Origin of the sequence: Streptomyces morookaense, from assembly GCF_013030945.1 — a bacterium.
Lineage (GTDB): Bacteria > Actinomycetota > Actinomycetes > Streptomycetales > Streptomycetaceae > Streptomyces > Streptomyces morookaensis.
Genome location: NZ_JABBXF010000010.1, coordinates 126,295 through 146,459 on the forward strand (window position 1 = coordinate 126,295; position 20,165 = coordinate 146,459).

Annotated in this window: 16 protein-coding genes; 9 read left to right on the forward strand and 7 right to left on the reverse strand. The window is 74.4% G+C overall.

What is annotated here, in order from left to right:
- Positions 1-23 precede the first annotated feature (23 nt).
- Positions 24-2,399 carry an HAD-IC family P-type ATPase gene (locus tag HG542_RS06160; protein ID WP_171079029.1) on the forward strand — a complete coding sequence of 792 codons (2,376 nt, stop codon included), beginning with the start codon at positions 24-26 and terminating at the stop codon, positions 2,397-2,399.
- A 126-nt stretch (positions 2,400-2,525) separates the two neighbouring features.
- Here HG542_RS06160 and HG542_RS36015 read toward each other — a convergent pair whose 3' ends face one another.
- From HG542_RS36015 to HG542_RS06170, 3 genes are all read right to left on the reverse strand, one after another.
- The gene (locus HG542_RS36015; RefSeq protein ID WP_368857181.1) at positions 2,526-2,612 is read right to left on the reverse strand and encodes a hypothetical protein; all 87 of its coding nucleotides are present in this window, start codon (positions 2,610-2,612) and stop codon (positions 2,526-2,528) included.
- 279 nt (positions 2,613-2,891) lie between these two features.
- The gene (locus HG542_RS06165) at positions 2,892-6,068 is read right to left on the reverse strand and encodes a sacsin N-terminal ATP-binding-like domain-containing protein (protein ID WP_171079030.1); all 3,177 of its coding nucleotides are present in this window, start codon (positions 6,066-6,068) and stop codon (positions 2,892-2,894) included.
- Positions 6,069-6,170: 102 nt separating this feature from the next.
- Positions 6,171-7,055, reverse strand: coding sequence for a DUF3027 domain-containing protein (locus HG542_RS06170; protein ID WP_171079031.1), 885 nt, complete (start codon positions 7,053-7,055; stop codon positions 6,171-6,173).
- 325 nt (positions 7,056-7,380) lie between these two features.
- On the opposite strand from HG542_RS06170, the gene HG542_RS06175 reads away from it, so the two are divergent.
- Genes HG542_RS06175 through HG542_RS06190 form a run of 4 tightly spaced genes read left to right on the forward strand, consistent with a single transcriptional unit; the run spans position 7,381 to position 10,834 of the window.
- The gene (locus HG542_RS06175) at positions 7,381-8,724 is read left to right on the forward strand and encodes an MFS transporter (protein ID WP_373313106.1); all 1,344 of its coding nucleotides are present in this window, start codon (positions 7,381-7,383) and stop codon (positions 8,722-8,724) included.
- 27 nt (positions 8,725-8,751) lie between these two features.
- The gene (locus HG542_RS06180; RefSeq protein WP_171079033.1) at positions 8,752-9,228 is read left to right on the forward strand and encodes a DUF2771 domain-containing protein; all 477 of its coding nucleotides are present in this window, start codon (positions 8,752-8,754) and stop codon (positions 9,226-9,228) included.
- 11 nt (positions 9,229-9,239) lie between these two features.
- Positions 9,240-9,968 (forward strand): futalosine hydrolase, encoded by a 729-nt coding sequence (locus HG542_RS06185; protein ID WP_171079034.1) that lies wholly within the window; start codon positions 9,240-9,242, stop codon positions 9,966-9,968.
- Positions 9,969-9,973: 5 nt separating this feature from the next.
- Positions 9,974-10,834, forward strand: coding sequence for a 1,4-dihydroxy-6-naphtoate synthase (locus tag HG542_RS06190; protein WP_171079141.1), 861 nt, complete (start codon positions 9,974-9,976; stop codon positions 10,832-10,834).
- A 9-nt stretch (positions 10,835-10,843) separates the two neighbouring features.
- On the opposite strand, the gene HG542_RS35635 is transcribed toward HG542_RS06190, so the two are convergent.
- Complete coding sequence (locus HG542_RS35635) at positions 10,844-11,227, reverse strand: cold-shock protein (protein ID WP_171079035.1); 384 nt, start codon at positions 11,225-11,227, stop codon at positions 10,844-10,846.
- A 221-nt stretch (positions 11,228-11,448) separates the two neighbouring features.
- Here HG542_RS35635 and HG542_RS06200 point away from each other — a divergent pair, with 221 nt between their 5' ends.
- Positions 11,449-11,709: a hypothetical protein gene (locus HG542_RS06200; protein ID WP_171079036.1), complete on the forward strand. Its 261-nt coding sequence runs from the start codon at positions 11,449-11,451 to the stop codon at positions 11,707-11,709.
- On the opposite strand, the gene HG542_RS06205 is transcribed toward HG542_RS06200, so the two are convergent.
- Together HG542_RS06205 and HG542_RS06210 are read right to left on the reverse strand one after the other, a co-directional pair.
- Positions 11,664-12,350, reverse strand: coding sequence for an HAD family hydrolase (locus HG542_RS06205; protein ID WP_171079037.1), 687 nt, complete (start codon positions 12,348-12,350; stop codon positions 11,664-11,666). The genes HG542_RS06200 and HG542_RS06205 overlap by 46 nt on opposite strands.
- 52 nt (positions 12,351-12,402) lie before the next feature.
- On the reverse strand, positions 12,403-13,335 hold the full coding sequence (locus HG542_RS06210; RefSeq protein WP_171079038.1) for a cyclin family protein: 933 nt from the start codon (positions 13,333-13,335) through the stop codon (positions 12,403-12,405).
- A gap of 123 nt (positions 13,336-13,458) precedes the next feature.
- Here HG542_RS06210 and HG542_RS06215 point away from each other — a divergent pair, with 123 nt between their 5' ends.
- Positions 13,459-15,912 (forward strand): helicase-associated domain-containing protein, encoded by a 2,454-nt coding sequence (locus HG542_RS06215; protein ID WP_171079039.1) that lies wholly within the window; start codon positions 13,459-13,461, stop codon positions 15,910-15,912.
- A 76-nt stretch (positions 15,913-15,988) separates the two neighbouring features.
- Positions 15,989-17,659, forward strand: a complete 1,671-nt coding sequence (locus HG542_RS06220) for a DNA repair helicase XPB (protein WP_171079040.1) — start codon at positions 15,989-15,991, stop codon at positions 17,657-17,659.
- A 25-nt stretch (positions 17,660-17,684) separates the two neighbouring features.
- Here HG542_RS06220 and HG542_RS06225 read toward each other — a convergent pair whose 3' ends face one another.
- Entirely contained in the window at positions 17,685-17,822 is a 138-nt protein-coding gene (locus HG542_RS06225) for a hypothetical protein (RefSeq protein WP_171079041.1), read from the reverse strand.
- 159 nt (positions 17,823-17,981) lie between these two features.
- Between HG542_RS06225 and HG542_RS06230 the strand changes: the two genes are divergently transcribed.
- The gene (locus HG542_RS06230) at positions 17,982-20,132 is read left to right on the forward strand and encodes a HelD family protein (RefSeq protein WP_171079042.1); all 2,151 of its coding nucleotides are present in this window, start codon (positions 17,982-17,984) and stop codon (positions 20,130-20,132) included.
- Positions 20,133-20,165 lie beyond the last annotated feature (33 nt).

The window sequence follows — 20,165 nt, forward strand, 5'->3', positions numbered from 1 at the left end:
CGTCCGCCCGTACCGTCGGATCCATGAGCGATCCGGTTCACACCAGGACCCCCGCTCCCGGCCTCACCGCCCGCGAGGTCGCCGAGCGCGTCGCCCGGGGCGAGGTCAACGACGTGCCCGTCCGCTCCTCGCGCTCGACGGCGGACATCGTCCGCGCCAACGTCTTCACCCGGTTCAACGCGATCATCGGCGTGCTCTTCCTGATCATCCTGGTGGTCGGACCGATCCAGGACGGTCTCTTCGGGTTCGTGATCGTCGCCAACACCGCGATCGGCATCTTCCAGGAGCTGCGCGCCAAGAAGACCCTGGACTCCCTCGCCCTCATCGGCGAGGTCCGGCCCACCGTGCGCCGTGACGGCGCGCCCGTCGCGGTCCACACGGGCCAGATCGTCCTCGGCGACCTCATCGAACTGGGCCCGGGCGACAAGTGCGTCGTGGACGGCGAGGTCGCCGAGGCCGACGGGCTGGAGATCGACGAGTCGCTGCTGACCGGCGAGGCCGACCCCGTGCTGAAACGGCCCGGCGACCCCGTCATGTCCGGCTCCTTCGTCGTCGCCGGGAACGGTGCCTTCACCGCGACCAAGGTCGGGCGCCAGGCCTACGCCGCACAACTCGCCGAGGAGGCCTCCCGCTTCACGCTCGTCCACTCCGAACTGCGCACCGGCATCAGCCAGATCCTCAAGTTCGTGACCTGGATGATGGTCCCGGCCGCCCTCGGCCTCATCATCAGCCAGCTCGTGGTGCAGGGCCACGACTGGCGCGAGGCCGTGCGCCGCATGGTGGCCGGCATCGTCCCCATGGTCCCCGAGGGCCTCGTCCTGCTGACGTCCGTCGCCTTCGCCATCGGCGTCATCCGGCTCGGCAGGCAGCAGTGCCTCGTCCAGGAGCTGCCCGCGATCGAGGGGCTCGCCCGCGTCGACACCGTCTGCCTGGACAAGACCGGCACCCTCACCGAGGGCGGCATGGACGTCAGCGAACTGCGCGTGCTGCCCGGCGCCCGCGCCGACGAGACCTATGTGCGCCAGGTCCTCGGCGCCCTGGGCGAGTCCGACCCGCGCCCCAACGCCAGCCTCCAGGCCATCATCGACGCCTACCCCGACGGCTCCGGCTGGCGCTGCACCGCCGCACTGCCCTTTTCCTCCGCCCGCAAGTACAGCGGCGCGGCCCTCGACGGCCCCGGCGCGGAGAGCGGCAACTGGCTGCTGGGCGCCCCCGACGTGCTGCTCCCCGAGGGCGACACGGCGCTCACGGAGATCGAACAGCTCAACGCCCAGGGGCTACGGGTCCTCCTGCTGGCCCGCGCGGCAAGGGAGCTGGACGACCCCCAGGTGGCCCAGGGGGCCCACCCCACCGCCCTGGTCGTCCTGGAACAGCGGCTGCGCTCCGACGCGGCCGACACACTGCGCTACTTCGCGGAGCAGAACGTCGCCGCGAAGGTCATCTCCGGCGACAACGCGGTCTCCGTCGGCGCCGTCGCCGCCAAGCTGGCACTGCCGGGCGCCGACGCACCGGTGGACGCGCGACGGCTGCCCGCCGAGCGCGAGGCGATGGCCGAAGTCCTCGACCGGGGCGCGGTGTTCGGCCGCGTCACCCCGCAGCAGAAACGCGACATGGTGGGCGCCCTGCAGTCGCGCGGCCACACGGTGGCCATGACGGGCGACGGCGTCAACGACGTCCTCGCCCTCAAGGACGCCGACATCGGCGTGTCGATGGGCTCGGGCTCGGAGGCGACGCGGGCCGTGGCCCAGATCGTGCTGCTGAACAACAGCTTCGCGACCCTGCCGTCCGTGGTGGCGGAGGGCCGCAGGGTCATCGGCAACATCACACGCGTGGCAACCCTGTTCCTGACGAAAACGGTCTACTCGGTGCTGCTGGCGATCCTGGTGGTCTGCACGAGGGTCCCGTACCCCTTCCTCCCCAGGCACCTGACACTGCTCTCCACACTGACGATCGGCGTCCCGGCGTTCTTCCTGGCACTGGCGCCCAACAAGGAACGCGCGAAGCCGCACTTCGTGCGCCGGGTGATGCGGTACGCGATCCCGTCGGGCCTGATCGCGGGAACGGCGACGTTCGTCGCGTACGTGCTGGCCCGCGCCCATTACGCGGGCCAGGACGGGGCGTTGGCGGCGGAGACGAGCGCGGCGACGCTCACGCTCTTCCTCGTCTCCCTGTGGGTCCTCGCGATCATCGCGCGCCCGTACACGTGGTGGCGCGTCGCCCTGGTCCTGGCCATGGGCGCAGGCTTCCTGATCGTGCTCCTGACGCCGTGGCTGCAGCGTTTCTTCGCACTGCGGCTGGTAGGGGACACGATGCCGTGGGCCGCCGTGGGGATCGCGGTGGCGGCGGCCGGTGTGCTGGAGCTCGCGTGGCGATGGGTGAGCCGCCGCTGGCCGGCGTGAGCCGCCGCTGGGGTGGCACAAATCCTCACTTGACGCGGCGTGGCGTGAGGATTTGGGCTGGCGGAGCGGTGGGGCATATGGCGAGGCGGTCGACAGCCCCCCCCCCTCCAGCAGGTGCCGCAGCTGTCACCGGTGCGCCTCGGGGCCCCCGATCTGGTGGCGCAACACGGCTTCCTGGGTGATGAAGTTGAATGATGTTGCCGACTTCTGCAGAAGCGGCTGCCGAGCCGGCCTCCTTGGCCAGCTCTTCCCGTGTGAAGCCGGCGCCGGTCCGCCACAGCTTGATCTGGTTCCCGACGTACCGCCGGCCGAGCGGCGGCTGGGACGTCTCGTCCGTCACCGCACCCCACCTCCCCGGTGCCCGAGGGGAACGGGCCCGTCGCCCGTACCCACCTCGCTACCGCGGATCCTGCTCGACGACCAGCCCGTTTCAGCCCGAACGGCCGAACTCACTGCGCAAGGGTGACTCTCGGCGGGAGCTGTCATAGCCCCCTACTCGAACCACCGCAGCCGCCCCAGCTCCTCCCCCCGGTCCGGGTCCTCCAGCAGTGCCGCCACCTCGAAGCGGCGGGACCATGCGCCCGCCGACCAGGCCAGGCCCGCCGCCACGCCCTCCAGGGTGGACGCGTGGAGGATGCCGTCCGGGCCCAGGCGCCAGTCCAGTTCGACCCCGTCGACCACCAGCTCCTCGTGCTCCACGTACGTCGCCGGGGCGCCCGGCAGCAGCAGCCGCAGGCCCTCCGGGACCTCGCGGGGCTCGCCCGCGTCCGCGTCCGCCGTCGCCACGACGAACTCGCCGAGGCGGCGCACCTGGAGCAGGTCCGCCAGCTCCGCCGCCCAGGCCGGCGGGACCGGGAGCAGGGCGTGCCCGGACGCCAGGGGGAGCAGGTCGGGGGCGTCCGCGACCAGTGCCTCCGCCGCGTCCACGACGCGGACTTCGCCGTCGACGACGGCGCGCAGTTCGTCGGGGAGGGTGACCTCCTCCGGGTCCATCGCCGCCAACGCGCCGTACAGGCCGTGCAGTTGGGACGCGCTCACCTCGCGCTCCGGGTCCGCCAGGCGGGAGAGGAGTTCCGCCGCGCCGCCCGGTTCGTCCAGCAGGGACGCCACCGACGTGCGCACGCCCAGCGCGCGCAGCACCTGCTCGTCGGCCAGGCCCGCCGCGTCCGCGGCCTCGTACAGGCCCGCCAGCAGCGGGTCGCCGCCTGCCGCGCGCAGGCCGGCGGGGCGGCGGCCGTCCAGGACGGGGTGGCCGCGCAGCCACCACGCCGTGTACGGGCGTACGGACTCGGTCGTTCCGTCGGGCAGCAGGACGCGTACGGGGGCCGTCAGCGCGTCCCGCAGCGGGGGCTGTGCGAGCAGGGCCAGGGCCTGCGGCCAGGCGTCGTCGTCGACGAGGTCGAGGTCGCGCACGGCCACGATCTCGGTGGCGACGGGCGGCACGGGGGTGTCGGGGAGGCGGTCGAGCACGTCCTCGCACCACACGTCGACGGCGTCGAGCAGGCCCACGTCGTCCGGTTCGGCGAAGTCGCCGTCGCGGGGCTCCAGTTCGTCGGGGTCGAGGACGACGTCCGTCGCGCGTACGAGCGCGAAAGTGGCCAGCACGCCGACGGCCGTGAGGGGCTGTTCGCCCCAGCGTTCGGCCAGCTCGGCGTCGCATGCGGCGAGTTCGCCGGGGCGGATGACCTGCTCGAACGGGCTGCCGGGGAGGACGAGTTCGCCTGCCGGTGCCAGTTCGCCGTCCTCGTCGGGGAGGGCGAGGGCGGCGAGCCAGGGCTCGTCGCCGGGGGCGAGGTCCGCGTCGCGGACGAGGGTGAGGACGGTCTCGATCAGCGCGTCGGGGTCGAGCGCCTCGTCGTCCCAGATCTCCTCCGCGTCCAGGGAGGCCGCGACCGCCGCCCGGAGCTGAGGCGTCGTCAAGATGGCGCGGGGCGACGCCGGGGTCGCGCCCAGCTTCTCCAGCAGCGGGTGGGCCGCGTCGGGGTGGACGACCTTGAGGCCGAGCCGGGACAGGCGCTGCGACCCCGTCTCGTCCGCGAGGGGCAGCAGGACCTGACGGGGACCGACGGCGGTGCGTCCTCCCCCAGAGCCTTCGGCCTGGGAGGTCCCCCCAGCGAGCGGGACGGGCAGGCCCGTGAGCCGGTCCGGGTCGACGCCGGCGAGGCTGTCGTAGAGCCGCCACCACCACTCCGGGTCGCGCTCCACGCCGGCCAGCCGGTCGACGACCTCGCCGAGCGGGACGCGGGCCACGCCGAGCGCGCGCAGCTCCTGGCGGCGCTCCAGGCCCGCGGGCAGCAGGCTGGGGAACAGTTCGCCCAGGACGGCGACGGTCCCGGCGCCCGCGCCCTCGGCGATCTCGGCCTCCACGGGCCGCAGGGCGTGCGGCTCCTCAGCGGTCTTCCCGGTATCCCCGGTATCCCCCTCCTCCGGCTCCCGGGCCGTGCCCGCGCTCGGCAGGAACGCCACGCGGGGCAGCCGGTCCAGGATCCGGCGGCGCAGCTCGGCGTCCAGCGGGCTCGCCGCGAGCGGCGACGGGACGAGGTCGAGGGTGCCGGCGGAGACGGGGTGCCAGTCGGCCAGCAGCGCCGCGTACGTCTCGGCGGCGCGCTCGGTGAGGAAGTCCGTGAGCGGGCCGGGGGCCGTGCGGCGGCGGGTGGGCTCCAGCGGGAAGGTGGCGATCAGCAGCGCGGGCAGGCCCAGCGGCTCGTCGGTGGGGGTCGGGGCGTGCAGCACGGGCGCCGTGCCGGGACGGACCGGAGCGCCGTCCGGGCCGGCCGGGACGGCCCAGGTCAGCGACCAGGCGGGGCGCAGGCGTTCCTCGACGGGGCGGTCCGCGAGGAGGGCCGCGTCCAGCCGGCCCCCGGTGTGCTCCACGCGCCAGCGGGTGGCCGCGCCGCGGTCCGAGTCCTCGATCAGTACGTACGGGCCGTCCTGACCGCGCGTCAGGGTGCGGATCCGCCCGTCCTGGGTCTCCACGGCGACCTCGGCCAGACCGGGCAGGGCGAGCAGGAGCGCGTCGTCGACGTCGCTCAGCAGCCGCGCGGCGAGGTCCTCCGCGGCACCGTCGCGCAGCGGCATGACCACGACCGTGTCGTAGCCCTCGGGTGCGGCGCCCTCGGCGGGCAGCGGCAGGCGCAGCAGGGGGACGTGGCCGTCGCGGCGGCGGATCTCCTCGGCGAGCCCGGGGGTGTCCCCGGCGGCGGCCACGGCCAGGTCGCGCGCCTCCGACAGGGACCAGCGGACGCCGCCGGTACGGCTGATGACGGCGGGTTCGTCGGTGACGGAGAGGACGGCGGAGAAGCCGACGCCGAACCGGCCGACGGTCCCGGCGAGCTCCGCGTCGTCCCGCTTGGCGGAGGCGCGCAGCGTGGAGAGGGACTCGACGCCTGCTGCGTCGAGCGGGGCACCGGTGTTGGCCGCGGCCAGGACCGGCCGCCCGCCCGGTCCGCCGGCGCGCAGCGTCAGGCGCAGGCGGCCGGGGACGCCGGCCCGGGCGGCGGCGTCGGCGGCGTTCTGGGCGAGCTCCACCACGAGCCGGTCGCGGTAGCCGCCGAGGACGAGGTCCTCCTCGGCGTTGGCGTCCTCCCGGAACCGCGCGGGGGACGCGACCCACGCGTCCAGCACTCCGCGCCGCAGACGTCCGGTCCCGAAGAGGTCGGCGTCGGTCACGTTGGTGGTCTCCTAGCTGCTGAGCCGACTGATACCGCGCCCCGTCAGGGGCGCGGGGAACTGCGCGACAAGCCGCCGACGGCCCGCGGCCGAAGAACCGCGTCAGGAGTGCCCGAGGTCTTCCTCGCCCCCCGCGGCCTCCGGCCGCAACGGCATGAGATCGACGAGCGTCTCGTCGATGACCGGCGGCGCCGGCCGCGGCGGCTTCGGCATGACGGCCGCCTCGGAGTGCCCGCCGCAGCCGTAGGACAGGGACACCACATGGCCGTCCGCCGGACCGAACTCGTTGCCGCAGATGCCGAACGCCTGGCCGAGCGAGCCGCCGATGGGGATCAGGAAGCCGCAGCTGACACAGGACGCGGGCGCCGCCTGCGCCATCGGGGTCTTCGCACCGTGGGACTCGTCCCAGCGGTCGGCCGCGGTGTGCAGCCCGTAGCGGGACAGGACGCGGGCCCGGCGCATGCCGAGCTCCTCGGCCAGGGAGGCGATCGAGCCGCGCGCGGGCGCGGTCGGCTGCGCGGACGGCGGCCCGGCGGAGACCTCGGCGTCCTCCGCGTCGACCAGCTCGGTCATCTCCCGGGAAACGGCGGAGTTCGGCGGCGGCACGTCCTCGCCGGTCCAGCCCGGCTCCAGGCGCAGGTCCTCCGCGTCGGTGGGCAGCAGGTCGCCGGGGCCCATGTCGCCGGGGCGCAGGCGCTCGCTCCACGGCACCCATTCGGGGGCGAGGAGGGCGTCGGGGCCGGGCAGCAGCACCGTCTCGTCGACGGTGACGGCCTTGGCGCGGGAGGCGCGGGCGACGGTGACGGCCCAGCGCCAGCCGCGGTAGCCGGGGTCCTCACAGGCGAAGTAGTGCGTGACGACCCGGTCCCCGTCGGCGAGGGCCTCGACGTGCTCGCCGACCTTCCCCGGGCGCGCGGCCTCCTCGGCGGCCTCCCGGGCGAGTTCGACCGCCTCGGCGCACAGGCGGTCCGGGGTACGGCTTCGCATCGCAGCACTCACAAGAATCGATTCTCTCTTCCACGCCGTCTCACGAGTGCGCCTGCCGGACGAACGGGGCGGCGGACGGAGCGGACCGGGGGACCGCGTCGACGTCCGCGCCCGATCGGTTCGAGCGCACCTGGTCCTACCCATTCTGCGGGATCAGGGCCCGTAGTGCGGCCAACCAAGCGGCCGGCGACGGCGCGCTGTGCACGCTACCCCGCAAAGCCGCTCCGGGGATACCCGGGCTCCACCGAGCGCCCCCTTCGGCGTCCGGTACGCCCCGCAGGCGGGCGGAAAGCGCCGTACCCGGTTCCGGTTGGGGCAGTATGGCGTGGTGGCAGGCATCCGCCGTACGGTCCGGGACGCGGGCCGGGCGCTGCGCCGACCGGTCGCCGGGGCCGTGCGGGGCGTCCGGAAGGCCACGCACGCGCACGGCGCGGGCGAGTCGGGCCTCGCCAAGCTGATCGAGCTGCACGCGGTCAACTCCGCGGGCGACATGCTCATCACGGTGGCCCTGGCGTCCACGGTGTTCTTCTCGGTGCCCACGGACCAGGCCCGCGGGCGGGTCGCCCTGTACCTGGCGGTCACGATGGCGCCGTTCACCCTGCTGGCCCCGGTGATCGGGCCGCTGCTGGACCGGCTCCCGCACGGCCGCCGGGCGGCGATGGCGGGCGCGATGCTGACGCGTGCCGTCCTGGCCCTGATGATGTCCGGCGCCGTGGCGAGCGGCGGACTGGAGCTGTATCCGGCGGCGCTGGGCGTGCTGGTGGCGTCCAAGGCGTACGGGGTGGTGCGGTCGGCCGTGGTGCCCCGGCTGCTGCCGCCGCGGATCTCGCTCGTCAAGGCGAACTCCCGGGTCACCCTCGGGGGCCTGCTGGCCACGGGCCTGGCGGCCCCGCTCGGCGCGGGGCTGCACATGATGGGCCCGGCCTGGCCGCTGTACGGGGCGTGCGTCGTCTTCGCGGGCGGCACCTACCTCTCGCTCTCGCTCCCGCCCAAGGTCGACTCCGCGAAGGGCGAGGCCCGGGCCATGCTCGCCTCGCCCGACCACCAGCGCCGTACGACGCGGCGGACGAAGCCGGGGCTGCGCACGGTCGGCAGCTCCGTGCTGCACGGGCTGCAGGCCAACGGGGCCCTGCGGATGCTGTCCGGGTTCCTCACGTTCTTCCTGGCGTTCCTGCTGCGCGTCCACCCGCTGGGCGGGCTGGGCCCTGCCGTCTCGCTGGGCATCGTGGGGGTGGCGGCGGGCGCGGGCAACGCCCTGGGGACGGCCATCGGGGCGCTGCTGCGCTCGCGCGGCCCGGAGAAGACGATCGCCGCGGTGCTGACGGCCGCGCTGGGCATGACGGTGGCGACGGCCGTACTCTACAACCCGCTCTTCGTGGTGGCCGTGGCCGCCGTGGCCGGGATCTCGCAGGCGCTGGGCAAGCAGTCGCTGGACTCGCTGATCCAGCGGGACGTGCCGGAGCAGGTGCGCACCTCCGCCTTCGCCCGCTCCGAGACGCTGTTGCAGATGTGCTGGGTGGTGGGCGGCGGCATCGGGATCCTGCTGCCGCTCAACGGCGTGGTGGGCATGTCGGTCGCGTCCGCCTTCCTGGCCCTGGGCGCCGCCACAGCCGTCCGGGGCCTGCTGACGGCGGCCCGGCGCGGCTCGCCGCACCCGCGCGTGGCCTGACCGGGAGGGCCCGATAGCCTGCCCCCCATGACCGCTGCCATTTTCCAGGGAAGGCGCCGCCGCGCCGCTGCCGCTGCGGGCGTCGTGGCCCTCGGGCTCGTCGCCCTCTCCGCCTGCGACAAGCCGACGCCGCTGGCGACGGTGACCGTCGGTTCCACCACCGTGACGTCCGAGGCCGCCTGCTACGAGGGCGGCGACGCGATCGCCAACGACAAGCTGCCCGCCTGCTTCAAGTCCGAGGGCAAGACCGTCAAGGCGTCCATGGAGGACAAGGTCCGCTTCGGCGTCGACCCGAAGATCGCCGACGAGGGCTGGACGCTCTTCATCAACGGCCAGCCGGCCGAGCAGGAGCCGAACAAGAAGACCTTCCGGACCATCCCGGCCAGCGCCTTCTTCTCCTCCGGCCAGGGCGCCATGGTGAAGAACACCCAGGTCAGCATTGTCGAGGCGAGCTCCGGCAAGGCCCTGGGCATCTGGAACTTCACGCTCGAGAAGACCTCCTGACGATCCGTCCCATGCGCGTTCTGGTCGTCACCGCCGTGGCCGCCGAGGCGGACGCGGTCGTCCGTGCCCTGGCGGCGGAGCCCGTGGAGGTCTCCGTGCCGGGTGCGGTGCTGCGCCGGGCGGACGCCCCGTCCGCGGCCGTCGACGTGCTGGCGGCCGGGGTCGGCCCCGCCGCGGCCGCCGCCGCGGCCGGGTCCGCGCTGGCCGCCGCCGCGGCCGCCGGGCGTCCGTACGGCCTGGTGGTCTCGGCCGGGATCGGCGGCGGCTTCGCACCGGGGGCGCCGGTGGCGTCCCTCGTCGTCTCCGAGGCGATCGTGGCGGCCGACCTGGGCGCGGAGACCCCCGACGGTTTCGTGCCCGTCACCGAGCTGGGGTTCGGTGCCGTCGAACACACGCCGCCGGCGGCCCTGGTGGCCGCCGTGGCCGGCGCGACGGGTGCCGCGCGCGGTGCCGTGCTGACCGTGTCGACCGTGACCGGGTCCGCCGAGCGGGCCGCCGGGCTGACGGACCGCCATCCGCGGGCGCTGGCCGAGGCCATGGAGGGCTTCGGCGTCGCCGAGGCGGCGGCCGCGCACGGCGTGCCCGCCCTGGAGATCCGCGCGGTCTCCAACCCCGTCGGCCCGCGCGACCGTGCCGCCTGGCGCATCGGGGACGCGCTGGCCGCGCTCACGGACGCCTTCCGGGCGTTCCCGTTCGACCGGCTTCCGGCCGTCCTCCAGGAAGGGACCGTCTCCCCATGAGCGAGATGACCGACCCGATCCGCATCGCGTACTCGCCCTGCCCCAACGACACGTTCGTCTTCGACGCGTGGGCCCACGGCCGCGTCCCCGGGGCGCCCGCCCTGGACGTCACCTTCGCGGACATCGACGTCACGAACGGCATGGCCGAGCGCGGCGAGCTCGATGTGCTGAAGGTGTCCTACGCGGTCCTGCCCTGGGTGCTGGACGAGTACGCGCTGCTGCCCTGCGGCGGTGCGCTGGGCCGTGGCTGCGGCCCGCTGGTGCTCACCCGGGAGCCCGGGAAGCCCGCGGACCTGGCGGGGAAGACGGTGGCGGTGCCGAGCGAGCGCTCGACCGCGTATCTGCTGTTCCGCCTGTGGGCGGCCGCCGAGGTGCCGGGCGGCGTCGGCGAGGTCGTCGTGCTGCCGTTCCACGAGATCATGCCCGCGGTGCGCGACGGCAAGGTGGACGCGGGCCTGGTGATCCACGAGGCCCGCTTCACGTACCCGGACTACGGGCTGAGCTGCCTCGCCGACATGGGCAAACACTGGGAGGACACCACCGGCCTGCCCATCCCGCTCGGCGCGATCATCGCCAAGCGCTCGCTGGGCGAGGAGATGCTGCGGCGGCTGGCGGACGCCGCCAAGGCCTCCGTGCTCATGGCCTGGGACGACCCGGAGGCCTCCCGGCCGTATGTGCTCGCGCACGCGCAGGAGATGGACCCGGCGGTGACGGAGCAGCACATCGGGCTCTACGTCAACGAATTCACCGCCGGACTCGGGGAGGCAGGTTATGCCGCGGTGCGCGGGCTGCTGACCCGCGCGGCGGCCGAGGGGCTGGTGCCGCCCCTCGGCCCGGGCGCACTGGAGTTCGCCGGAAAGGCCTGACCGGCCCCGTCAGACGTCCAGCTGGTCGGCCACGGCGCGCAGCATGCCCGCGATCTTGGAGCCGTGGGCCTTGTCGGGGTAGCGGCCGCGCTCCAGCTGCTGCGTGACGTTCTCCAGGAGGGTCGTCAGGTCCTGGACGATCGAGGCCAGTTCGTCCGGCTTGCGGCGCTGGGCGGCCGCGACCGAGGGCGTCGGGTCGAGAAGGGTCACCGACAGCGCCTGGTCACCGCGCTGGCCCGCGACGACGCCGAACTCCACGCGCTGGCCGGGCTTCAGGGCGTCGACCCCGTCGGGGAGCACCGAGGAGTGGACGAAGACGTCTCCGCCGTCGTCGCGGGAGAGAAAGCCGAAGCCCTTCTCGCTGTTGAACCACTTGACCTTGCCGGTAGGCACGTCTGTCCTCGTCCTCGTGTCTCGTCGGAATTACGGAAACTTCTGCAATCAACAGAAAAACAGCTCTGGATAGCACTACAGCGGGTCGCAGGACCCGCCACCCCAAGGCTAATGGTCCCGCGCCCGGTGACAAGACGTCCCCGGGCCGTACCTCTGCGCGTCCGCTCCCGTCCCCGTCCATCCGGCCGTCACCCCACCGGTGAGGGATCTACCCTGGTCAGGTGAGCAACGAAACGCCCCGAGCCGGGGATCTGCTGGTACGCACCGGTGCCGTCGTGTTCCTGGTGGGCGCAGTGGCCACCCTGGCCACGGTGGCCCCGCTGTTTCTCGGTGCCGATCCGCTGCCGCCCGTCGCGTACTTCGTGTGCATGCTGATGGGCGTCGGCTTCCTGATCGCCGGGGCCGGGGTGCTGCGCTCGGTGGCCGAACAGCGGCGTCAGGCCCGCGAGGCCGCGTCGGGGACGGCGCCCGCCGCCCGGTAGCGGCGCAGCCAGGCGGGGAAGCCCGTGAGGTCCGGGAGGACCACGTCCGCGCCCTCCGCGCGCAGTTCGGCCGCGGTGCACGGTCCGGTGGCCACCGCCACCGACAGCGCACCGGCCGCCCGCGCACCGCGCACGTCGCCGACGTGGTCGCCCACGTAGACGCCCGCCCCGTGCTCGCGCAGGGCGGTCGCCTTGCCCTCCGCCCAGAGGCCGGCGCACAGTTCGTCGGGCCGGATGCCCAGGTGCTCCAGGTGCAGCCGGGCGTTGGTCGCGTACTTGGCCGTGACGACGATCGCCCGCCCGCCCAGCTCCTGCACGGCGGCGACGGATTCGCGGGCACCCGGCAGCGCGGCCGAGGGCTCGATGCCGTGGGCGGGGTACGAACCGAGGTAGATCTCCTCGGCCTTCGGCACCTCGTCCGCGGGGAACCAGTTGGCCAGCTCCCAGGTCAGCGGCGGGCCGATCCGGCTGACGACCAGGTCGACATCGATGGGCCGGCCGGTGGCCGCGGCCAGGGCCTCGTACGTGGCCCGGATGCCGGGGCGGGAGTCGACCAGGGTGAGGTCCAGGTCGAAGCCGACGGTGAACGGGGCTTCCGGCTGCGGGGTTTGGGGCTGCGGGGATTCCGGTTTCGGGTTCATGCCCCACATTGTGCTGCCGTCCCTGCCGGCCCTGTCGTCCCGGCCGCCTCTGTCATCCCGGCCGCCTCGCCCGCCACAGGACGAACGCGGCCGAGGCCACCGCCGCCACCCGCACCACCACGGGCCACGTCGCCGACAGGGCACCCGCCATCGCCCCCTGCGGTATCGGTTCTCCCCAGCGCCCGTCCATGCGGCCCCACAGCCACACGACGCCCCCCGCCACCACCAGCCCCGGCACCCCCATGACCGCCCACTTCGACTCGGCCTGGGTCAGCCGGCGCGTCACATACGCCAGCGCCCAGCCCGCGGCCAGCACCAGCAGGTTCCCCAGCACCGCGCCGGTGACGAGCAGCACCGCGACCAGCACCAGCAGCGGGCTCATCGGCACCGTCCCGCCGGGGCCGGGGCCCCGGCGGCGGCGCAGGCGGGCGAGGCCGCGGGCCGGGGGCTCGTCGGCCTCGACGGCGTCCTCCTGGCCCGGAACCGCACCCTCCGGATCCTGCTGCGCGGGCTGCACGCGCTGTGCCGGCACCTGCGCGGGCGTCCCCGGCGCACCCGGCGGCTTGAGCATGTCCGGGATCTCGATCCCGCCGACGAAGCCGTGCACCGCGTCCCCGGCCGTGAACGGCCCCGGCTCCACCCGCCACCAGTCCGGGCTGCCGCCCGTGCCCAGTTCCTCCTCCGTCGCCAGGTGCGGCGGCCGCGCCGCCCCCGGCGGCGTCCGCTGCGCCGGCACCTTCCCGGCCGGCTCCCCCGGCCGGCCCGCCGCCCCGGCGACCGCCTCCGACGGAGTCCCCAGCCCGTCGAGGATCCGCTGCACGGCGGCCGGCGTCTCCGCGCCCTCCACCGCTCTGCGCTGCTCGATCTCGGTGCGCAGCCGGGTGACCAGCCGCATCCGTTCGCCGGAGGTGAGCGACTGCCGCTGCGCCAGGTCCCCGACCCTGCTCAGGTAGTCGTACACAAGCTGATCACTCTCGATCCCCACCCGACCGACGGTACCGTCTCCCTCCCGCCCCCGGACCGGGAACGGACACCGCGCACCCCTCCCGGCGGAGCCGTTGCGCCGGGCACCCGAACGGAGCCGCGGCGACCCGGTACCGTAAGCAGAATGACCACTTCGCGGGAGACCGGCGCCCCGCGCACCCTCGCCGAGGAACTGCGCACCCGTCCCGACGACGCCCTGGCCGCCCTCCTGAGCGCCCGGCCCGACCTGCTGAACCCGGTGCCCGGCGACCTCACCCAGCTCGCCACCCGCGCCGCCACCCGGGCCTCGGTGGTCCGCGCCCTGGACCGGCTGGACCGCTTCACGCTGCAGGTCGCCGAGGCGCTCGCGGTGGCCCCGGACCCGTGCCCGTACCCGGTCCTGGCCGGGCTGATGACCGGATGGGGGCACATCCCAGGCCGTTCAGGCTCCGGGGGACTGCCGGAGGACCCCCGCATCGCCGAGGCCCTCCCCCGCGCCGTCGCCGCCCTGCGCGACCAGGCCCTCGTCTGGGGCGGCGAGGACCGGCTGCGCCTCGTGCGCACCGTCCGCGAACTGCTCGCGCCCAGCGCCGCGCGCCCCTCGCCCACCGGCCTCGGCCCCACCGTCGCGGAGGCCACCGCCGGGATGTCCCCCGGCAGGCTGCAGCAGATCATCGCCGCCGCGGGGCTGCCGGCCACCCACGATCCGGTGACCGCCGTCACCGCCCTGACCGCCCTGTTCGAGGACCGCACCCGCATGGCGGAGCTGCTCGCCACGGCACCCGAGGAGGCCCGTGCCGTCCTCGGCAAGCTGCTGTGGGGGCCGCCCTACGGCACCGTCACCGCCGAGCCCGCCCCGCATCTGCGCTGGCTGCTCGACCGCGGGCTGCTGCTGCCGACCGCACCCGGCAGCGTCGTCCTCCCCCGCGAGGCCGCCCTGCACCTGCGCGCCGGCCGCGCCCACCGAAACCCCGAACCCGCCGCCCCCGCGCTGGAACCCGTCACCGCGCACGCGGAACAGCTCGCCGACGCCACCGCCGCCGGGCAGGCGTTCACCGCCCTGGCCACCGTCGAGGAGCTGCTCCAGACCTGGGAGACCGACAGCCCCCTCGTCCTGCGCGCGGGCGGCCTGAGCGTACGGGACCTCAAGCGCACCGCCGCCGCCCTGGACACCACGGAGACCGCGGCCGCCTTCTGGACCGAACTCGCCCACGCCGCCGGGCTGCTCGCCTCCGACGGCGACGTCGACGAGCGCTACGCCCCCACCCCCGCCTCCGACGACTGGCTCGCCCTGCCCGCCGAGCACCGCTGGGCGCACCTGGCCGGCGCCTGGCTCGCAGCCACCCGCACCCCCGGCCTCGTCGGCGACAAGGACGCCAAGGGCCGCACCCTCGCCGCCCTCGGCCCGGACCTCGACCGCTCACCCGCCCCCGAGGTGCGCCGCCGCGTGCTGGAGCTGCTCGCCTCGCTGCCCGCCGGGGCGTCCGTCTCCCCCGACGCCCTCCTCGCCCGGCTGCAGTGGGAACGCCCGCCGCGCACCGCCACCGACGACCTGCGCGCCCGGCTGGCCCAGTGGACCCTGGACGAGGCCGAACTGCTCGGCGTCACCGGCCGCGGCGCCCTCTCCGCCCACGGCCGCGCGCTGCTGGACGGCTCTGAGGCGACGGCCGCGAACCTGCTCGCACCGCTGCTGCCCGAGCCCCTGGACCACGTCCTCCTCCAGGCCGACCTGACGGCCGTCGCCCCCGGCCCGCTCCGGCGGCCCCTCGCCCAGATGCTGGGCGTCCTCGCCGACGTCGAGTCCAAGGGCGGCGCCACCGTCTACCGCTTCACGCCGGATTCGGTGCGCCGCGCCCTGGACGCGGGCCGGACCGCCGGGGACGTCCTCGCCTTCCTGCAGGAACACTCGCGCACCCCCGTGCCGCAGCCCCTCGCCTACCTCGTCGAGGACGTGGCCCGCCGGCACGGCCGGCTCCGCGTCGGCGCCGCCTCCTCGTACCTGCGCTGCGACGACGAGGCCGTCCTCGCCGAACTCCTGGCCGACCGCCGCTCCGCACCGCTGCGCCTGCGCCGCCTCGCCCCCACCGTGCTGGCCTCCCAGGCCGCGCCCGACGCCCTGCTGGAGGGCCTGCGCGCCATGGGCTACGCGCCCGCGGCCGAGTCCGCCGAGGGCGACGTGCTCATCGCCCGCGCCGACATCCACCGCACCCCGCCGCGCACCGCCCCCGCCCCCGTGCCCGAAGGTCCGCCGGTCCCCGACGAGACCCTCCTCGGCGCCGCCGTCCGCGCCATCCGCGCCGGCGACATGGCGGCCACGGCCGAACGCAAACCGATCGCCGCCCCCGCCCCCGCGGACGGCGGCCTCCCCCGCACCACCTCCGCCGAAACCCTGGCCACCATGCAGGCGGCCGTCCTCACCGGCGCCGCCGTCTGGATCGGCTACGTCAACGCCGAGGGCGCCGCCAGCCAGCGCGTCATCGCCCCGGTCCGGGTGGAGGGCGGCTTCGTCACGGCGTACGACCACACGGCGGACGAGGTGCGGACGTATCCGCTGCACCGGATCACCGGCGTGGCCGAGTTGGCGGACGACCACGCGTAGGGAATCTCGCGCCCCGTCGGGGCGCCGGGGTGCGGCACACTTGAGGTTTGGGCCCGCGCGGAAGGGATGTACGTACGTGAACGGTCCACTGATCGTCCAGAGCGACAAGACGCTCCTGTTGGAGGTCGACCACGAGCAGGCCGAGGCCTGCCGGCGGGCCATCGCCTCCTTCGCGGAGCTGGAGCGTGCCCCCGAGCACATCCACACCTACCGGATCACCCCGCTCGGCCTGTGGAACGCCCGGGCCGCCGGGCACGACGCCGAGCAGGTCGTCGACGCGCTCGTCACCCACTCCCGCTATCCCGTGCCGCACGCGCTGCTCGTCGACATCGCCGAGACCATGGCCCGGTACGGGCGGCTGCGGCTGCTCAAGCACCCCGTGCACGGGCTGGTCCTGGAGACGAGCGACCGGCCGGTGCTGGAGGAGATCCTCCGGTCGAAGAAGATCCAGCCGCTCGTGGGCGCCCGCATCGACCCCGACACCGTCGCCGTGCACCCCTCCGAGCGCGGCCAGATCAAGCAGTCGCTGCTCAAGCTGGGCTGGCCCGCCGAGGATCTCGCCGGGTACGTGGACGGCGAGGCGCACCCCATCGAGCTGCGCGAGGACGGGTGGGCGCTGCGCCCCTACCAGCGGCAGGCCGTCGACGGGTTCTGGCACGGCGGGTCGGGTGTGGTCGTGCTGCCGTGCGGTGCGGGAAAGACGCTCGTCGGCGCCGGCGCCATGGCCGAGGCGAAGGCCACCACGCTGATCCTGGTCACCAACACCGTCTCCGCGCGGCAGTGGAAGCACGAGCTCGTGAAGCGGACGTCGCTGACCGAGGACGAGATCGGCGAGTACAGCGGGACGCGGAAGGAGATCCGCCCGGTCACCATCGCGACGTATCAGGTGCTGACCACCAAGCGGAAGGGGATCTATCCCCACCTGGAGCTGTTCGACTCCCGCGACTGGGGGCTCGTCGTCTACGACGAGGTGCACCTGCTGCCCGCGCCGGTCTTCAAGTTCACCGCCGACCTGCAGGCCCGGCGGCGGCTCGGGCTCACCGCGACGCTCGTGCGGGAGGACGGGCGGGAGTCGGATGTCTTCTCGCTCATCGGGCCCAAGCGGTTCGACGCGCCGTGGAAGGAGATCGAGGCGCAGGGGTACATCGCTCCCGCCGACTGTGTCGAGGTACGGGTCAATCTGACGGACTCGGAGCGGCTCGCGTACGCGACCGCCGAGACCGAGGAGAAGTACCGCTTCTGCGCCACCACCGCCACCAAGCGCAAGGTCACCGAGGCGCTCGTGCGCCGGCACCGCGGTGAGCAGACCCTGGTCATCGGCCAGTACATCGACCAGCTCGACGAGCTGGGCGAGCATCTGGGCGCGCCCGTGATCAAGGGCGAGACCAGCAACGCCCAGCGCGAGAAGCTCTTCGACGCCTTCCGGGAAGGCGAGTTGAGCGTGCTCGTCGTCTCCAAGGTCGCCAACTTCTCCATCGACCTGCCCGAGGCGACGGTCGCCATCCAGGTCTCGGGGACGTTCGGCTCCCGCCAGGAGGAGGCGCAGCGGCTGGGCCGCGTCCTGCGGCCGAAGGCGGACGGGCACGAGGCCCGCTTCTACTCCGTCGTCGCCCGCGACACCGTCGACCAGGACTTCGCCGCCCATCGGCAGCGGTTCCTCGCCGAGCAGGGGTACGCGTACCGGATCGTGGATGCGGATGCGCTGCTCGCGGAGGGTTTGGAGGGGGCGGACGAGGAGGCCGTCTGAGTCCGGGGGCGGACTCGGTCCCGGCTCAGGCGCGGCGCTTGTCCGCGTACTGGCCGAGGACCACGACGTCCACGGTCGCGCCCGCGAACGCCTTGATCACGCGGAGAGCGGTGGAGAGCGCCGACGGGGCGCTCGGGGCCGGGGTCATGGATGCGGTGGTCATGTCTTCCATGGTCCCGGCCCGGCCGCCCGCTCACATCGGCCTGCCGGTGTAAAGCCGTGCGCGCGACCGTACTACTCCAGGCCCATCGCGCCCCCTACGGGAGGTGGAGGGCGCCCCTGAGGGGCTCCGGGGTTCGGTTCGAAATTCGTTCGCGCCCGTATGGGGCGTTCACTAAAATCTCCCCCTTCCCCTGTCGCATGCCGCACGCCTGGAGGCTTCGCCGTGTCCGCACCGCACTCCGTCGGTCCCGTCGATCCTCTGGAGCGCGAGCGGGCCCATCTCGCCTCGTCCCGCGCCGCGTTGCGCGCCATGCGGGCCGACGTCGAGGCGCTCGACATCAAGGACGTCACCGCGAACTGGGTCAACGCCGCCGTCCTGGAGCGCCAGATCGAGGACCGCATCACCGCCCTCGCCGACCTCGCCCACACCCCGCTCTTCTTCGGCCGGCTCGACTATCTGCACGCCCCGGGTGCGGACCGCGCCGAGGGTGCCGAGGGCGAGCAGTTCTACATCGGGCGGCGGCACGTGCACGACGCCGACGGCGACCCCATGGTCATCGACTGGCGCGCCCCCGTCTCCCAGCCGTTCTACCGCGCCTCGAAGAAGGAGCCGATGGACGTGCGCCTCCGGCGCCGCTTCGGCTACACCGGCGGCGAGTTGACCGCCTACGAGGACGAGGACCTCACGGACGCGGCGGGGGCCGGGGCCGGCACCGCGAGCAAGCTGCTCCAGGACGAGATCGAGAGGCCGCGCGTCGGGCCCATGCGGGACATCGTCGCCACCATCCAGCCCGAGCAGGACGAGATCGTGCGCGCCGAAATCGGCGGCACCGTGTGCGTGCAGGGCGCGCCCGGCACCGGGAAGACGGCCGTGGGACTGCACCGGGTCGCCTACCTGCTGTACGCCCACCGTGAGCGGCTCGCGCGGACCGGGACGCTGGTCGTCGGGCCCAACCGGTCGTTCCTGCGGTACATCGAGCAAGTGCTGCCCGCTCTCGGCGAGTTGAATGTGGGGCAGGCCACTGTCGACGATCTGGTCGGGGGGCGCGTCGACGTGCGGGGCACCGACTCCGCCGAAGCCGCTCGCATCAAGGGCGACGCACGCATGGCCGAGGTGCTGCGGCGCGCCGTGCGGGCCGGGGTCACGATGCCCGTCGAGCCCGTCGTCGTCGTGCGCGGGTCCCGGCGGTGGCGGGTGCCCGCCCACGAGGTCGAGGAGATCGTGCGCGAGCTGCTCGGGCGCGACATCCGGTACGGGGCCGCGCGGGAGGCGCTGCCGCAGCGGATCGCCCATGCGGTGCTGGTGAGGATGGAGGCTGCGGGCGAGGCGCCGGACGACCGCGTGCAGGACGCGGTCGCGCGGAACGCGGCGGTGAAGGCGGCGGTGAAGACGCTGTGGCCGGTTGTCGACCCGGCGAAGCTGGTGCTGCGGCTGCTGTCCGATGCGGCGTTCCTTGCGGAGCATGCGGAGGGGGTGCTGACGAAGGAGGAGCAGGCGGTCCTCCTGTGGGCCAAGCCGGGGCGGAGCGTCAAGAGCGCCAAGTGGTCTGCCGCCGATGCGGTGTTGGTCGACGAGGCCGCCGATCTTGTGACGCGGACGCCGTCGCTCGGGCACGTGGTGCTCGATGAAGCGCAGGACCTCTCGCCCATGCAGTACCGGGCGGTCGGGCGGCGCTGCACGACCGGGTCGGCGACGGTGCTGGGGGACATTGCGCAGGGGACGACGCCGTGGGCCACGCCCGGTTGGGCCGAGGCGTTGGTGCATCTGGGGAAGCCCGACGCTGTTGTCGAGGAGTTGACGCAGGGGTTCCGTGTGCCGCGGGAGGTCATCGCGTACGCGTCGCGGCTGCTGCCGTCGATCGCGCCGGGGCTGGCGGAGGCCACGTCGGTGCGGGAGGCCGCCGGGGACTTCGCGGTGCGGGAGGTTCCGGCGGCGGAGCTGGACGCGGCGGTGGTGGCGGCGTGCGGGGCGGCGCTGCGGCGGGAGGGGTCGGTCGGGCTGATCGCTGCCGACGCGCGGGTGCCGGGGCTGGCGGCTGCGCTGGACGGGGCGGGGCTGGCGTACCTCGCGCCTGGTGAGGAGACCAGTGCGGAGGCTCGGTTGACGCTGGTGCCGGCGTCGTTGGCCAAGGGTCTGGAGTACGACTACGTGGTGCTGGACGAGCCGGCGGCGGTGGTGGCCGGCGAGCCGGATGAGCGGACCGGGTTGCGGCGGCTGTACGTGGCTCTGACGCGAGCCGTCTCCGGGTTGACCGTGCTGCACGCGGAACCGTTGCCGGCGGCGCTGGGTCGGGGGCGGTCCGGTTCGTGATCGCGCCCCGAAGGGGCGCTGGGGGTACCCCCA

Bases quoted from the DNA above. Each gene is read 5' to 3' on its own strand.
- HG542_RS06160 (WP_171079029.1), top strand. From the start codon at position 24: ATGAGCGATCCGGTTCACACCAGGACCCCCGCTCCCGGCCTCACCGCC.
- HG542_RS06170 (WP_171079031.1), bottom strand. From the start codon at position 7,055: ATGCGAAGCCGTACCCCGGACCGCCTGTGCGCCGAGGCGGTCGAACTC.
- HG542_RS06180 (WP_171079033.1), top strand. From the start codon at position 8,752: ATGACCGCTGCCATTTTCCAGGGAAGGCGCCGCCGCGCCGCTGCCGCT.
- HG542_RS06185 (WP_171079034.1), top strand. From the start codon at position 9,240: ATGCGCGTTCTGGTCGTCACCGCCGTGGCCGCCGAGGCGGACGCGGTC.
- HG542_RS06190 (WP_171079141.1), top strand. From the start codon at position 9,974: ATGACCGACCCGATCCGCATCGCGTACTCGCCCTGCCCCAACGACACG.
- HG542_RS06205 (WP_171079037.1), bottom strand. From the start codon at position 12,350: ATGAACCCGAAACCGGAATCCCCGCAGCCCCAAACCCCGCAGCCGGAA.
- HG542_RS06215 (WP_171079039.1), top strand. From the start codon at position 13,459: ATGACCACTTCGCGGGAGACCGGCGCCCCGCGCACCCTCGCCGAGGAA.
- HG542_RS06225 (WP_171079041.1), bottom strand. From the start codon at position 17,822: ATGACCACCGCATCCATGACCCCGGCCCCGAGCGCCCCGTCGGCGCTC.
- HG542_RS06230 (WP_171079042.1), top strand. From the start codon at position 17,982: ATGGGGCGTTCACTAAAATCTCCCCCTTCCCCTGTCGCATGCCGCACG.